The organism is Massilia sp. UYP32 (assembly GCF_050434365.1).
Classification (GTDB): Bacteria; Pseudomonadota; Gammaproteobacteria; order Burkholderiales; family Burkholderiaceae_D; genus Telluria; species Telluria timonae.
This window is the reverse complement of record NZ_JBNDIK010000017.1, coordinates 16,497-29,480: the sequence shown is the minus strand read 5'-3', so window position 1 is coordinate 29,480 and position 12,984 is coordinate 16,497. Positions and strand designations below refer to the sequence as shown.

General features: G+C 65.6%; 13 protein-coding genes. 5 read left to right on the top strand and 8 right to left on the bottom strand.

Annotated elements, in window-relative coordinates:
- Positions 1-113 precede the first annotated feature (113 nt).
- Positions 114-959 carry an endonuclease/exonuclease/phosphatase family protein gene (locus ABIB42_RS14730; protein WP_071361436.1) on the top strand — a complete coding sequence of 282 codons (846 nt, stop codon included), beginning with the start codon at positions 114-116 and terminating at the stop codon, positions 957-959.
- On the opposite strand, the gene ABIB42_RS14725 is transcribed toward ABIB42_RS14730, so the two are convergent.
- The 3 genes from ABIB42_RS14725 to ybaK all read right to left on the bottom strand — a co-directional run bounded on the left by ABIB42_RS14725 (position 952) and on the right by ybaK (position 2,913).
- Positions 952-1,617 (bottom strand): DsbA family oxidoreductase, encoded by a 666-nt coding sequence (locus tag ABIB42_RS14725; protein ID WP_429248572.1) that lies wholly within the window; start codon positions 1,615-1,617, stop codon positions 952-954. The genes ABIB42_RS14730 and ABIB42_RS14725 overlap by 8 nt on opposite strands.
- 99 nt (positions 1,618-1,716) lie before the next feature.
- A complete protein-coding gene (gene plsY / locus ABIB42_RS14720; RefSeq protein WP_071361434.1) occupies positions 1,717-2,340 on the bottom strand; it encodes a glycerol-3-phosphate 1-O-acyltransferase PlsY in 624 nt (207 codons plus the stop codon).
- An 81-nt stretch (positions 2,341-2,421) separates the two neighbouring features.
- Entirely contained in the window at positions 2,422-2,913 is a 492-nt protein-coding gene (gene ybaK, locus ABIB42_RS14715) for a Cys-tRNA(Pro) deacylase (protein WP_005665396.1), read from the bottom strand.
- 38 nt (positions 2,914-2,951) lie between these two features.
- Between ybaK and ABIB42_RS14710 the strand changes: the two genes are divergently transcribed.
- Positions 2,952-3,911, top strand: coding sequence for an endonuclease/exonuclease/phosphatase family protein (locus tag ABIB42_RS14710; RefSeq protein ID WP_313634264.1), 960 nt, complete (start codon positions 2,952-2,954; stop codon positions 3,909-3,911).
- A 10-nt stretch (positions 3,912-3,921) separates the two neighbouring features.
- On the opposite strand, the gene ABIB42_RS14705 is transcribed toward ABIB42_RS14710, so the two are convergent.
- The 5 genes from ABIB42_RS14705 to ABIB42_RS14685 all read right to left on the bottom strand — a co-directional run bounded on the left by ABIB42_RS14705 (position 3,922) and on the right by ABIB42_RS14685 (position 9,647).
- A complete protein-coding gene (locus ABIB42_RS14705; RefSeq protein WP_429248571.1) occupies positions 3,922-6,087 on the bottom strand; it encodes a putative bifunctional diguanylate cyclase/phosphodiesterase in 2,166 nt (721 codons plus the stop codon).
- A 267-nt stretch (positions 6,088-6,354) separates the two neighbouring features.
- Entirely contained in the window at positions 6,355-6,555 is a 201-nt protein-coding gene (locus tag ABIB42_RS14700) for a hypothetical protein (RefSeq protein WP_184237007.1), read from the bottom strand.
- Positions 6,556-6,810: 255 nt separating this feature from the next.
- Positions 6,811-7,713: a site-specific tyrosine recombinase XerD gene (gene xerD / locus ABIB42_RS14695; protein ID WP_005665390.1), complete on the bottom strand. Its 903-nt coding sequence runs from the start codon at positions 7,711-7,713 to the stop codon at positions 6,811-6,813.
- Positions 7,686-8,210, bottom strand: a complete 525-nt coding sequence (locus ABIB42_RS14690; RefSeq protein ID WP_184237004.1) for a methylated-DNA--[protein]-cysteine S-methyltransferase — start codon at positions 8,208-8,210, stop codon at positions 7,686-7,688. Before ABIB42_RS14690 ends, xerD begins: the two co-directional genes overlap by 28 nt.
- A 438-nt stretch (positions 8,211-8,648) precedes the next feature.
- A complete protein-coding gene (locus tag ABIB42_RS14685; RefSeq protein WP_429248570.1) occupies positions 8,649-9,647 on the bottom strand; it encodes a TRAP transporter substrate-binding protein in 999 nt (332 codons plus the stop codon).
- A 135-nt stretch (positions 9,648-9,782) separates the two neighbouring features.
- On the opposite strand from ABIB42_RS14685, the gene ABIB42_RS14680 reads away from it, so the two are divergent.
- The 3 genes from ABIB42_RS14680 (at position 9,783) to ABIB42_RS14670 (ending at position 12,976) form a co-directional block, all read left to right on the top strand.
- Positions 9,783-11,792: a two-component system sensor histidine kinase NtrB gene (locus tag ABIB42_RS14680; RefSeq protein WP_429248569.1), complete on the top strand. Its 2,010-nt coding sequence runs from the start codon at positions 9,783-9,785 to the stop codon at positions 11,790-11,792.
- 96 nt (positions 11,793-11,888) lie between these two features.
- Positions 11,889-12,470 (top strand): response regulator transcription factor, encoded by a 582-nt coding sequence (locus ABIB42_RS14675; RefSeq protein WP_005665384.1) that lies wholly within the window; start codon positions 11,889-11,891, stop codon positions 12,468-12,470.
- A 125-nt stretch (positions 12,471-12,595) separates the two neighbouring features.
- Positions 12,596-12,976, top strand: a complete 381-nt coding sequence (locus ABIB42_RS14670) for a DUF3052 family protein (RefSeq protein ID WP_071361426.1) — start codon at positions 12,596-12,598, stop codon at positions 12,974-12,976.
- The last annotated feature ends 8 nt before the right edge of the window (positions 12,977-12,984 follow it).

Sequence of the window (12,984 nt, the reverse complement as noted above, 5' to 3'; positions counted from 1 at the left end):
GGAATCGCTCGAATTCGCCATTGAACTTGCCAGCCTGACATCGATCCTACCGTGTGACCGTTGCTCGCCAAACGGTGGCAATATCCGTCGATCAAGATTTACGGAGGTGAACGATGCGCGTAGTAAGCTGGAATATTCGTTGGGGTTGTGGCAAGGACGGTCGAATTCGCATCCATGCGATCATCGACGTGCTGCGCCGGCTGAACCCCGATGTGATCTGCCTGCAGGAGGTGGCGGCCAACCACCCCGAGCTCGAGGGCAGCGCCAGCGCCAACCAGTTCAAGCAGCTCAGCGGCGCATTCGGCGGCTACCACGCGATGGAGCACGCCCCGAGTGAAATCTACAAGAACAACGTTCCGCGCCTGTTCGGCAACCTGATCCTCTCCAAATACCGTATCTCGCAGGTGCACCGCCACCTGTTGCCCTGGCCGGCCGATCCGGAGCACCCGGCCGGCATGCCGCGCGGCCTGCTCGAAACCGTGGTCGATGCGCCGACTGGCAAGCTGCGCCTGCTGACCACCCATCTCGAGTACTATTCGCCGCCGCAGCGCATGGCGCAAGTGGCGCGCATCCGCGAGCTGCATGCCGAGGCCTGCGCCCGCTCGCGTTTGTTCCAGCCCGATCCGAATCTCGATGCGCCGTTCCAGCTGGGCTTCCGGCCCGGCTCGGCGATTCTTTGCGGCGACTTCAATTTCGCGCCGGATGCGCCGGATTACCAGGCGCTCCTGGGCGCGCCGGAACCCGGCGCGCTGCCGCTGGTGGATGCCTGGCGCGTGGTGCATGGCGACATGGCGCGCGCACCGACCACCGGGCTGCACGGTTTCCCGTGGCCCGAGCGGCCCGAGTGCTATGACTATTTCTTCGTCACCGACGACCTGGCGTCGCGCTTGAGCTCGCTCGACGTGCAGTCGGAGACGGCGGCGTCGGATCATCAGCCGGTGGTGCTGGAACTTACGTAGGCTTGGCTTCCGGCTCCAACCCCGGAATCTCGCGCAGCGCGCGCTCGAACACTTCCGGCGGCTGGCCGCCGGAAATCAAGTGGCGCTGGTTGATGATGATCGCCGGCACCGACTTGACGCCGGCGCGCTGGAAGAATTGTTCGCGCGTGCGCACGTCTTCCGCATATTCATTGGAGCCCAGGATGATGGCTGCCCGCTCACGGTCCAGGCCGACGCTTTCGGCCGTGCGCAGCAGCACCTCGTGGTTGCTCGGGTCTTCGCAGCGGGTGAAATAGGCTTCCAGCAGCGCGGTCTTGAGCTGGCGCTGCATGCCCTCGTCCTCGGCCCAGGCCAGCAGGCGGTGGGCGTCGAAGGTGTTGTAGATGCGGCCGCGCCGCTCCATGTCGAAGGTAAAACCGACGGCGGCGCCGCGTGCGCGGATCGTCTCGCGGGTGGCGGCTTGCTGCTCGGCCGTGGCGCCATATTTCTGCGTCACGTGCTCGACGATGTCCTGGCCGTCCGGACCCATGTCGGGGTTGAGCTCGAAGGGCTGGAAATGCAGGTCGACGCGCACTTCGTCGCCGACCTTCAACAGGGCCTGTTCCAGCGATTTCAGGCCGATCGCGCACCAGGGGCACGAGACGTCCGACACAAAATCGATCCTGAGTTGCTTGCTCACGGGGTACCACCTTTCTGTCCGGCGCGGCGCGGGTGCGCCGCTGTTCAAGACGCATGGTAACGCCTGCAAGAAAATCCGGCGCGCGGCGGCCCGTTTCGCTTACTTGGCTTTCTTGGCCCCGGCCGACTTGCTGCCGATTTTCGATTCCTTGCCGGCGATGAGGTTGCCGATATTGCTGCTGTGACGCCACAGCAGCAGCGCGCTCATCACGAACACGGCGAACAGGATCGGATCGACGCCGAACAGCAGGCCGTAGTAGAACGGCGCGAAGATCGAGGCGACCAGGGCCGCCAGCGAGGAATAGCGGAAGGCGTAGGCGACGATCAGCCAGGTCGCCAGGGTCGCCAGGCCGAGCCATGGATTGATGCCGAGCAGGACGCCCAGCGCGGTGGCCACGCCCTTGCCGCCCACGAAGCGGAAGAACACGGGCCACAGGTGGCCGATGAAGACGGCGATCGCGACCAGGGCGATGCCGGTGTCGTCCAGGCCGACATCGGGGCCGAAGCGCATCGCCAGCCAGACCGCCAGCCAGCCCTTGGCGGCGTCGCCGACCAGGGTGGCGATCGCGGCCTTCTTGCTGCCGCTGCGCAGCACATTGGTGGCGCCGGGATTCTTGGAGCCATAGGTGCGCGGGTCGGACAGGCCGAAGACGCGGCTCATCACGACCGCGAAGGAAATCGAGCCGAGCAAATAGGCGGCAATGGTGGCAATCAGGGTGTTCATCTAATCTCTCAGTGGGTTCCGGCCGATGTCATTACCGGAAATCGGTCGTGAATATACACCATCGGCCGCTGGTGGGAAAAGCTACTCGGCCAGGGCGCACTGCACCGGACGCGCCTTCAGCACGTCGACCAGCACCTTCGGGTCGATGCCGACCAGGTAGCCGCGGCGTCCACCATTGATGTAGATCTTGTCCAGCGCCAGGATGCTTTCCTCGACATAGACCGGCATCGCCTTGCGGATGCCGAAGGGCGAGGTGCCGCCGACCAGATACCCTGAGTGGCGCTGGGCGACGTCCGGCTTGCACGGCTCGACCGACTTGCAGGGAATGGCGCGCGCCAGGTTCTTGGTCGACACCTTGCAGTCGCCATGCATCAGCACGATGAGCGGCTTGGCGGCCTCGTCCTGCATCACCAGGGTCTTGACCACGTCGTGTTCGGGCACGCCGAGCGCGCTCGAGGACACCGCCGTGCCGCCATGCTCCTCGTATTCATAAGGATGCTCGGAAAATGCGACGGCATGCTTGCGCAGGAATTGGGTGGCGGGTGTCTCTGAGACGTGCTCTTTCTTGGCCATGCGTGTTACGCTAAAGACGAACAATAGGGGTTTCTATTATGCAGGAAGAACTTCGGTTTGCCACCTTCAACACTTTCAACCTGGCCCCGCCCGGCGCCCGCCTGTACGACAATCTCGCGCCCACCACGGCCGCCGAGTACGAGGCCAAGCTCGACTGGACCGCGCACCAGCTCGACCTGATCAATGCCGACGTGATCGGCTTCCAGGAGATCTTTTCGCAGAGCGTGCTGAAGGAAGTGCTGCGGCGCAGCCGGCGCTATCGCGACGCCCACCACATCGGCTTCGACCCCGACCCGGCCGCCCCGCGCCTGACCCCGAGCGTGGCCCTGGTCTCGCGCCTGCCGCTGGCCGAGCCCGGATCGCAGCTGCCGATGTTCCCGGCTAACGTCACGATGCCGCCCGGCAGCCGCGACCCGGACCGCTTCACCCGCGCGCCGCTGCATGCGGGCGTGATCGCGGCGTCGGGGGTGGTGATCGACGTGATCGTGGTCCATCTCAAGTCGCGCCGGCCCGACTACCGTTCGAGCGACAGCGGCGCCGACCCGCACCTGTATGCGCTGGCCTGCCTGCGCTCGCTGATCCGGCGCGGCACCGAGGCCACCGCGCTGCGCGTGCTCTTGACCGACATGGCCCACGCCAACCGGCGCCCGCGCATCGTGCTGGGCGACTTCAACGACGTGGCCGATTCGGTGACCACCGAGATCGTGCTGGGCGAAGGCACGCCGGTCGGCGAGCGCATGTTCGACGCCAGCCAGGTGCAGCGCCGGCTCGACCACCAGCGCCACGTCGGCTTCTCGATCCTGCACGACACGCGCCATTCGACCATCGACCACATCCTGGTGTCGCCCGAATTCAACCCGGCGCTGCCCCACGCGATCGGGGAAGTGGTGGACGTGGTGTACCTGAACGATCACCTGAATCTGGCGCTGCCCGAGGCGTCGGATCATGGGCAGGTGCTGGCCAGGATACGGTTGTTCGGGCAACGTGATTTGACGTGACCGCAACGTATCAGCCAGGATGCGGTGACAAGTCGGGTGTCGCCATGGCCGCGCTGGCATAAAACCCCTGGTAGTCGTCACAGCCATGCCGGCGCAGGAAATCCAGCTGCTCGGCCGTCTCCACGCCCTCTCCCACCACCCGCAAGCCCAGGCTGCGCGCCACCGAAATGATGGCCGGCACCATGGCCGCATCGACCGGGTCGCGCCCGACGTTGCCCACATAGCTGCGGTCGATCTTGAGCTTGGTGAGCGGGAAGCGGCGCAACGCCTCCAGGCTCGACAGGCCGGTGCCGAAGCGGTCGATGCTCAGCTGCACGCCGCGTGCGCGCAGCGCCATCGCCGTCTCGAAAGCCGGCTCGCCGCGCACCAGCGCCTCCTCGGCGATCTCGAGCTCGAGCGCTCCCGGCCCCAGGCCGGCGCCCTGCAAGGCGGCGTCGACCGCCGCCAGCAGCCCCGCATGCGCGAGCTGGGCGGCGGACAGGTTGACCGCGACCGTGACCGGAAACCCCGCATCGCCCCAGGCGCGCGCCTGGCGACAGGCTTCCTTCAATACCCATTCGCCGATCGGGACGATCAGGCCGGATTCCTCGGCCACCGGCAAGAAGTGCTGCGGCAGCAGCAGGCCGCGCTCGGGATGGCGCCAGCGCAGCAAGGCCTCGACCGTGCCGACGCGGCCGCTTGCCACCTCGACCTCGGGCTGGTATTCGAGCACGAATTCATGGCTCTCGATCGCCTGGCGCAGCCGGTTCTCGAGCTCGACCCGCTCGATCACATGGGCGTTCATGGCCGGATCGAAGAAACGGAAGGTGTCGCGTCCGTCCTGCTTGGCGTGGTACATCGCGACGTCGGCATGGTGCAGCAGGGCCTCCACCTCGTCGCCGTCGTCGGGGCACAGCGCGATGCCGATCGAGACCGACAGCGCCACCTGCTGCCCGCCAACGTCGATGGGCCGCGCCACCGCCTGGGTGACGGCGCCGGCCACGTGCGCGGCCTGGTCGGCGCCCTTGATGTCGCCCAGCAGCACCACGAATTCGTCGCCGCCCAGTCGGCTGATGGTGTCGACCCGGCGCACGCAGGCGCGCAGGCGCGCGGCGACCTCGCGCAGCACGGCGTCGCCGGCCTGGTGGCCGTGGTGATCGTTGATCGGCTTGAATTTATCGAGGTCGAGGAACATCACGGCGCAGCGGTCGCGCTGGCGGCGCCAGGTGGCCAGCGCCTGGTGCAGGCGGTCGAGGAACAGGATGCGGTTGGGCAAGCCGGTCAGGGCATCGTGCTCGGCCTGGTGCCGCACCTGCTCCTCGAGCCGCTTGCGCTCGCTGATGTCGGACAGCATCGCCATATAGCTGGACACGTCGCCGTGGGCGTCGCGGATCGCCGTCAACGCCACCCGCACCGGATAGCGCTCGCCATTGCTGCGCACGCTGGCCAGTTCGCCTTCCCAGTGGTCGTGGCCGTCGAGTTCGGACCAGATGCGCTCGTAGAAGCCGTCGGCGGCATCCCAGCCCAGGCTGGCCAGCGACTGGCCGAGGATGTGCTCGGGGACGTGGCCGGTGATGCTGGTGAAGGCGCCATTGACGGCGCGCACGCGGTAGTCGGCATCCATCATGATGATGGCGTCGCGCGCGTTCTGGAACACCTGGGCCGCCTGCGCCAGGTTGCTCTCGGCCTCTTTACGCGCCGTGATGTCGACTTCCATGCAGAAGATCTCTTGCATCACGCTGTCGTGCCTGACCGGGTAGTGGCAGGAATAGACCCAGTGGCGGCGGCCGGTGCGCGACTGCACCTGCCAGTCGCGCGCCGGCGGCGCGTGGCCGCTGCGCCAGATCGCGGCGATCGCGTCCCCGAACTCGGCCTGACGGTCGAGGTGGCACACCAGCTCGCGGAAGGGCTTGCCGACCGCCTCGTTGGACGGGATGCCGTACAGTTCTTCGCTGGCGCGGTTCCAGAAACGGATGGCGCCGGCCTGGTCCATCGAATGCACGGCGACCGCCGGCGCCAGCTCGAGCGCCGTGACGAAATGGTGGAGCCAGCCGAAGGCTTCGCCCCCACCGTCGCCACGTCCCGGGAGGTCGCCTGCGGGACTGGCTTGCCCATCCCCGGCAAGTGGAGAATCGAGGGAGGGCGCGGCCGACGGCGCGGACGGGTGCGCCGCGGAATTCGGCGGTGGTTCGCTCACAGCAATGGCCTTTCGCTATGGAAACGACAATAAGCAGGTAGACAACACCGACATTGTCATGCCGTGGCGGGCCATGCCGTTTGCGAGCTCGCAAACGGCGGGCGGCATGCGCTTTGTCACGCCATACCGCCATTCACACCGGCCAACTGACAGCTTGTCGCATTCAGATGGCTCAGACCGTTGTGGATGCTTATAGTTCCATCATGCGCTAGGGGCTCCATCGATGTCGACGGAGCACGCGCGCAATCCTTTTGATGGGCTGGCCGCTCAGGCCAGGCTCGGCGGCGCCGCGGCAGGGGTGCGCTGTTCGCCGTCCTCGCCGTTCGCAGCGCCGTCCGGCTGCACGGCCCCGGCGCCGTCGGCCGGCGCGTTCTTCGCTTCCAGCTTGCGCCTGGCTTTTTCTTCGGCCTTGCGCTTCTTTTCGAGTTCCCGCTGCCGCTTTTCGTAAGAAAAATTGTTCCGTGCCATAGTCACCTCGACGTGTTTAATTCAAGGAAAATGCTGCACCTGCACAGCCATTATGGACTACTTCGCGCTTCCCGACTTTGAACCTATCCCGGTAGGTGGGAGGAAGTTCATGGCGACATGCGCGTAGGCGATGCATGGCGAGCGTGAGCAAGGCGCGAGGAGGCCGCATGGCGAGCCATGCAACGACGAGCAACGCAGCACACGCTTGCCAGGCGCGGCAGAAACGACTCTCACCTACCGGGATAGGTTCTTGCGCTAGCCACGTGGGTGATGCTGCGCGTGCAGCCGTTTCAGGCGTTCGCGCGCCACGTGGGTGTAGATCTGGGTCGTCGAAATATCGGCGTGACCCAGCAATAATTGCACCACCCGCAGATCGGCCCCGTGGTTCAGCAAATGCGTGGCAAAGGCGTGGCGCAGCGTATGCGGCGACAGCGGACCGGTGACGCCGGCCTTCGACGCGTGTTTCTTGATCAGAATCCAGAACATCTGGCGCGTCATCGGGCCACCGCGGCCAGTGACGAACAAGGCGTCGTCGACCTGGCCGTTGAGGATGATGCCGCGCGCATCCTTCAGGTAGCGTTCGAGCCAGCGCCGCGCCTCTTCGCCGAACGGCACCAGGCGCGTCTTGCTGCCCTTGCCGGTCACGCGCAGCACGCCATCGTTCAGGCTCACTTCGACCAGTTTCAGGGCCACCAGTTCCGATACCCGCAAGCCGCTGGCATACATCAGCTCCAGCATCGTGCGCTCGCGCAAACCCAGCGGCGTCGAAATATCGGGGGCGGCCAGCAGGGCCTCGACCTGGTCCTCGGTCAGGGTATGCACGAAACGGGTCGGCTGGCGCGCCGACGGCATCTTGAGGCAGGGGTCGGTCGATATCTGTCCGCGGCGCAGCAGCAGGCCATAGAAGCGCTTGAACACTGACAGCCGGCGGTTGGCCGTGCTCGGCCGCGATTCCGGATGGCGCTCGGCGAAATAGGCGCTGAGATCTTCCGCCCCCACGGCCAGCAGGCCGCGCCCCGGGCGCTTGGCGTCCAGCCAACCGGCGAACAGGCGCAGGTCGCGCCGGTAAGCGTCGAGCGAGTTCTTCGCCAGGCCCTGTTCCAGCCAGAGCGTGTCGCAGAACTCGTCGATCAGGGCCAGATCGACTGCTGCTGCCATGGAGCGGCGGTGGCGCCTTCGTGCCGCAGCAACCAGCGCTTGACCGAAAGATGGAAACCGTTCTCGTCGTTCTGGTTCGAGAAGCCGCCCAGACCGCCGGATGCCGTGACCCGATGGCAGGGAATGACCAATGGGAACCAATTGGCGCCGCAGGCCTGGCCCACGGCGCGCGGATGCGAGCCGATCACCTTGGCCAGGTGGCCATAGGTGCGCACGGCGCCGCGCGGGATGGCGCTGATCTCTTGCCACACCTTGCGCTGGAACTCGGTGCCGGCGTCCATCAACGGCAGGTCGAAGCTGAAATCCGGGTCGTCCAGGTAGCGCGCGAGCTGCTCGGCGCTGCGCTGCGCGATGGCGCTGTCCGCGCTTTTTTCGGCGAACGAAGGCGGTAAATACACCACTTCGCGCAGCTTGTCGTCGGCGGTGCGGATGCCCAGCGCGCCGAAGGGAGCGGGCACGATGGCATTGAAAATCTGGCTGGCAGGATCGGGCTTCATAGTGGGGGCGACTGAGCAATGTGTTGCCCAGGCATCTTAACCGGGCAGCGCCCATGCGGGCCAGCGATTGGACGATTCGAACGAAAAAAAAGCGCACCCTCGGGTGCGCTCCAATTCGGGTCACGTTTCCGGCCGCCGGGTCTTGCCAGCGACGTTCTGTCAAACGTGGTGTCTCCTCGAATGTCTCCGGTATGGATTACCGTGCTTTTATCAATGCTCCCCCAAAAACCTTGCATGCCGCTTCTATTGCTTGTTCTTGGCACTGCCGCGCACCATCCCAGTGCGCATGAGCCCCATGATAACGCAAGTTCTTATAGAAAATGTATCTTTTCGGCCACAAATTTGGAAAATTATTTTACTTATAAACAAAACGTGATTGTCGACATGCTGTAGGCGCATGTCAGCGCGCCCTCCCGCATCGCCGATCCCTGCCTTACGTCAGCGCCCCACTTCGCGCAGGATGGCGCGCACGGTTTCCTTGCCGATTCGACCTTCCATCTGTCCATACACCGGCTGCATCGCACGCCGCCATTCGGCCTGCTGGGCCGGCGTGAGCGTGTGGATCGTCGTGGTGCCGGCCTGGCGGATGGCTTCGATGGCGTCGTCATTGGCGCGTTGGGCGATCTTTTTTTCGTACAGCGTGGCTTCGCGCATGGCGCGCGCCAGGGTGTTGCGGGTGTCGGCCGGCAGTCCATCCCAGAATTTTTTGTTGACGATCACCGCGTATCCCAGATAGCCGTGGTTGGACAGCGTCAGGTGGCTTTGCGTCTCGTGCATGCGCTGGGTGTACATATTCGACGGCGTGTTCTCGGTGCCGGCCACCACCCCATCGCGCAGGGCGGGTGCGGCTTCGGAAAAGGCCAGCGCTAGAGGCTGGGCGCCCAGCGCGCGCATCTGCGCATCCAGTACCTTGGACGCCTGGATACGCATGCGCAATCCCTCGAAATCCTTGGGCGAGGTCAAGGGTTGGTTGGCCGACATGATCTTGAAGCCGTTATGCCAGAACGCCAAGCCGGTGATGCCTTTGGGCTCGAGCTTGCGCAACAGGTTGCGGCCGATGCGGCCTTCGGTCACCTTGTACAGCGCCGCCCGGTCCGGGAAAATATACGGCAAGTCGAACGCCTCGAAGTCGCGCACGCCCAGCGGCGAGAACTTGGCCAGCGACGGCGCCAGCATCTGCACCGCGCCCAGCTGCAGGGCCTCGAGCTCCTCGCGGTCCTTGTATAGCTGGCTGTTCGGATACACTTCTACCTTGACTTGGCCGCCCGTCATTTGCTCGGCCAACTCCTTGAAACGCTCGGCGGCCCGGCCCTTGGGCGTGTCGGGCGCCACCACGTGGCTGAACTTGATGACGATCGGCCCCTGCGCCAGGGCGTCGACACTCGCGGCCGCCGCCAGCACGAAGAGCGCTTTGGCGGCCAGGGTCTTGATCTGCATGACGGTTTAATTCTTTCTAATGAAACCTTACACTGGCGGATGCACTGCCGCACGCAAGTCTGTGCCGTGCCCATGTCGACCGCCATCGTGGACTTCCACAACAGCTGGACAGTTTAACCAATACAGGACTCTTGCATGAAAATTCCGTTCGCCCAGCCCATGTCGGAACCGCGCGCGCGCATCCGCGCCTGGCGGTTCTGGCGCTGGCTGGTGCCGATGCTGCTGGTGCTGCTGTTCCTTGCCGTGCTGATCTGGCTGCCCTGGCAGGCGCGCCAGATGGAAAGCACCGAGCGCCAAGAGCAATTGATTGCAGACACGCTGTGGGTCGAGCAGACCTTGCGCTTCGAGCTGGCGCGCAGCGAGGATGCGCTCAGCGCCCTCGGCGCCGACCTGGTGGTCGCGCCGCTGCCGCCGGAGAAACTGCAGGCGCGCTTCCGCCAGATGTTCGTCAACGGCCCGGAGCTGGTGCGCGTGGTGTGGAGCGACGCCGCCGGCGCGGTGCTGGCCAGCCATGGCGCCGACCTGCCCGCCGCCGGCCTGCCCGAGACCACGGCCCTGGCCGGAGAAATGGCGCGCTCGATCCGGCGCGGCCGCTACAGCGAACCGTATGGCGCCACGCCATCGACCCATGGCCTGATCGATTTCTACCTGCCGCTGTTTCGCAATGGCCAGTTCATGGGCAGCCTGGTCGCGACCTACAGCCTGCAGGTGCTGCTCGACGAGACCGTGCCCTGGTGGTTCGCCCAGGATAATGCGCTGGCCCTGATCGACCGCGACGAACAGGCGGTGGCGCGGCGCGCCGCCGGCGGCCCGGGACGCGGCGTGTACACCCACCAGCGCGAGCTCGACCTGCCGGGCGCCCAGCTGGTGCTGTCGACCAACAGCGTCAAGCGCGCGCCGCAACTGCTGCCGAACCTGCTGGTAGGCTCGGTGATCGTGCTGGCCCTGGGCCTGTTGTCCAGCCTGGCCGCGCTGTGGCGCCACATCTCGCGCACGCTGGCGGCGGAAAGCGCGCTGCGCCAGCAGATGGCGTTTCGCACGGCGATGGAAAACTCGCTGCTCACCGGCCTGCGCGCGCGCGACCTGGAGGGCCGCGTCACTTATGTGAACCGCGCCTTCTGCCAGATCGTCGGCCATCCGCCGGAAGAATTGATCGGCAAGAAGCCGCCGATGGCCTACTGGGCGCCGGAAGCGACCGCCGAGTACGAGGAACGCTTCCAGGGCATCCTGTCGGGCAAGATCACGCCGCAATTCGAGACCGTGTTCCAGCGTCCGGACGGCACCCGGGTGCCGGTGCTGGTGTTCGAAGCGCCGCTGGTGGACGTCGATGGCCGCCATACCGGCTGGATGAGCTCGGTGCTCGACATCACCGACCGCAAGCGGGTCGAAGAGCTCAACCGCCAGCAGGAAGAAAAGCTGCAGGCCAGCGCGCGCCTGGCCACCATGGGCGAACTGTCGTCGATGCTGGCGCACGAGCTGAACCAGCCGTTGGCGGCGATTTCCAGCTATACGGTGGGCGCCCTGAACATGCTCGAGCGCGCGGCCGGCACCGGCGAAGACCTCAAGCCGGGCATGCTGCGCCATGCGCTGGAACAGGCGCGCCAGCAAGCCCAGCGCGCCGGCCAGATCATCCGCAGCGTGCACGAGTTCGTCAAGAAGCGCGAGCCGCTGCGCCAGGAGGTGACGATCCGCAGCGTCATTTCCAGCGTGCACGCCCTGATCGAGCTGCAGGCGCGCCAGGCCGGCGTGGCGCTGCGCGTGCAATTGCCGCCCGGCTTGCCGACCGTGCTGGCCGACCGCGTGATGCTGGAACAGGTGCTGCTCAACCTGACCCGCAATGCGATCCAGGCCATGCAGGACACGGCGCCGGACCAGCGTGTGCTGCGCATCGAGGCAGTACACGTGGACGAGCAGGTGGCGGTGTCGGTGATCGACCGCGGCCACGGCATCGCGCCCGAAGTGGCCGAGCGGCTGTTTTCTCCGTTCTACTCGACCCGGGCCGAGGGCATGGGAATGGGCTTGTCGATCTGCCGCACCGCGATCGAGTTCCATGGCGGCACCCTGAGCCATGCGCCGCATCCGGCCGGCGGCACCGTGTTCACATTTTCGCTGCCGGCCCAAGCGGCCAGCCGGACGCTGGGCTAAAATTCGGTCTGCGGCGCGCAGGACTATCCTGGATGCGCCATCTTTACGAGAAAAGCAACAAGGCGGGAAGCCCATCCCGCCACTACGGAGACCTGCATGCTGCACATCGTCGACGACGAAGAAGTCATTCGCGACTCGCTCGCCTGGCTGGCGCAATCGCGCGGCCTGCCCGCGCGCGGTTACGCGGGCGGCCAGGAATTCCTCGACGCCCTGCAAGACCTCGACGTCAGCGGCGACTGCGTCCTGCTCGACGTGCGCATGCCCGGCATGAACGGCATCGCCGTGTTCGACGCGCTGATCGGCCGCGGCCTGCTGCCGCGCCTGCCCGTGATCTTTCTCACCGGCCACGGCGACGTGCCGATGGCGGTCGACTCGCTCAAGCGCGGCGCCTTCGATTTCTTCGAGAAACCCTTCAACGACAACCAGCTGATGGACCGGGTCGAGGAAGCCCTCGCCGCCTCGCGCAAGGCGGCCGCCTCGGCCGGCGTGCAGGCGCGCCTGGCCACCCTGTCGGCGCGCGAACGCGAAGTGCTCGACCTGATCCTGGCCGGCATGATGAACAAGGTCGTGGCCGATAAACTGGGCATCAGCATGCGCACGGTCGAGGTGCACCGGGCCCATATCTTCGACAAGATGCAGGTCAAGACCGCCGTCGAGCTGGCTGGACTGTTGAAATAACCCCTCTTTTTGCCGACCTTGTCGCGCGTCAAGCGTTCCAGCTTCTCATGGGAAGCCTTGTAAAATAGTCTTGAACGCGCCGCGGCCCCGGGCGCCGCGATGCACCTCTCTTTTAGGAAACTCCAATGAACGAAAAGACAGTTGCAGACAAGATGTTTTTACGAACAGCTAAATCGATGCTGGTGCTCAATGGCCAGGTCAATCCGAACGTGGCGGCCCAGATGCCGGCCGAGATCGTCAAGGAGGGCGACGGTCCCTTCGACGCGATCCTGATGTTCTGCATGCACCGCAAGGATCTCGAGCACTATTTCGACATCGCCAAGCGCAAGCTGGGCGAGAAGGGTTCGCTGTGGATCGCCTACCTCAAGCAGACCGCCTCCAAGGCCACCGACATCAACCGCGATTCCATCAATGCCTATGCCAAGGAGAACGGCATCACCGGCGTGGCCATGATCTCGATCGATGGCGACTGGTCGGCCCTGCGCCTGAAGCGCATCGAGATCTGATGGCCTGA

Excerpts from the sequence above, each read along its gene's own strand:
- ABIB42_RS14730 (WP_071361436.1), top strand. The coding sequence starts at position 114 with ATGCGCGTAGTAAGCTGGAATATTCGTTGGGGTTGTGGCAAGGACGGT.
- plsY (WP_071361434.1), bottom strand. The coding sequence starts at position 2,340 with ATGAACACCCTGATTGCCACCATTGCCGCCTATTTGCTCGGCTCGATT.
- ybaK (WP_005665396.1), bottom strand. The coding sequence starts at position 2,913 with ATGGCCAAGAAAGAGCACGTCTCAGAGACACCCGCCACCCAATTCCTG.
- ABIB42_RS14710 (WP_313634264.1), top strand. The coding sequence starts at position 2,952 with ATGCAGGAAGAACTTCGGTTTGCCACCTTCAACACTTTCAACCTGGCC.
- ABIB42_RS14700 (WP_184237007.1), bottom strand. The coding sequence starts at position 6,555 with ATGGCACGGAACAATTTTTCTTACGAAAAGCGGCAGCGGGAACTCGAA.
- xerD (WP_005665390.1), bottom strand. The coding sequence starts at position 7,713 with ATGGCAGCAGCAGTCGATCTGGCCCTGATCGACGAGTTCTGCGACACG.
- ABIB42_RS14690 (WP_184237004.1), bottom strand. The coding sequence starts at position 8,210 with ATGAAGCCCGATCCTGCCAGCCAGATTTTCAATGCCATCGTGCCCGCT.
- ABIB42_RS14685 (WP_429248570.1), bottom strand. The coding sequence starts at position 9,647 with ATGCAGATCAAGACCCTGGCCGCCAAAGCGCTCTTCGTGCTGGCGGCG.
- ABIB42_RS14680 (WP_429248569.1), top strand. The coding sequence starts at position 9,783 with ATGAAAATTCCGTTCGCCCAGCCCATGTCGGAACCGCGCGCGCGCATC.
- ABIB42_RS14675 (WP_005665384.1), top strand. The coding sequence starts at position 11,889 with ATGCTGCACATCGTCGACGACGAAGAAGTCATTCGCGACTCGCTCGCC.
- ABIB42_RS14670 (WP_071361426.1), top strand. The coding sequence starts at position 12,596 with ATGAACGAAAAGACAGTTGCAGACAAGATGTTTTTACGAACAGCTAAA.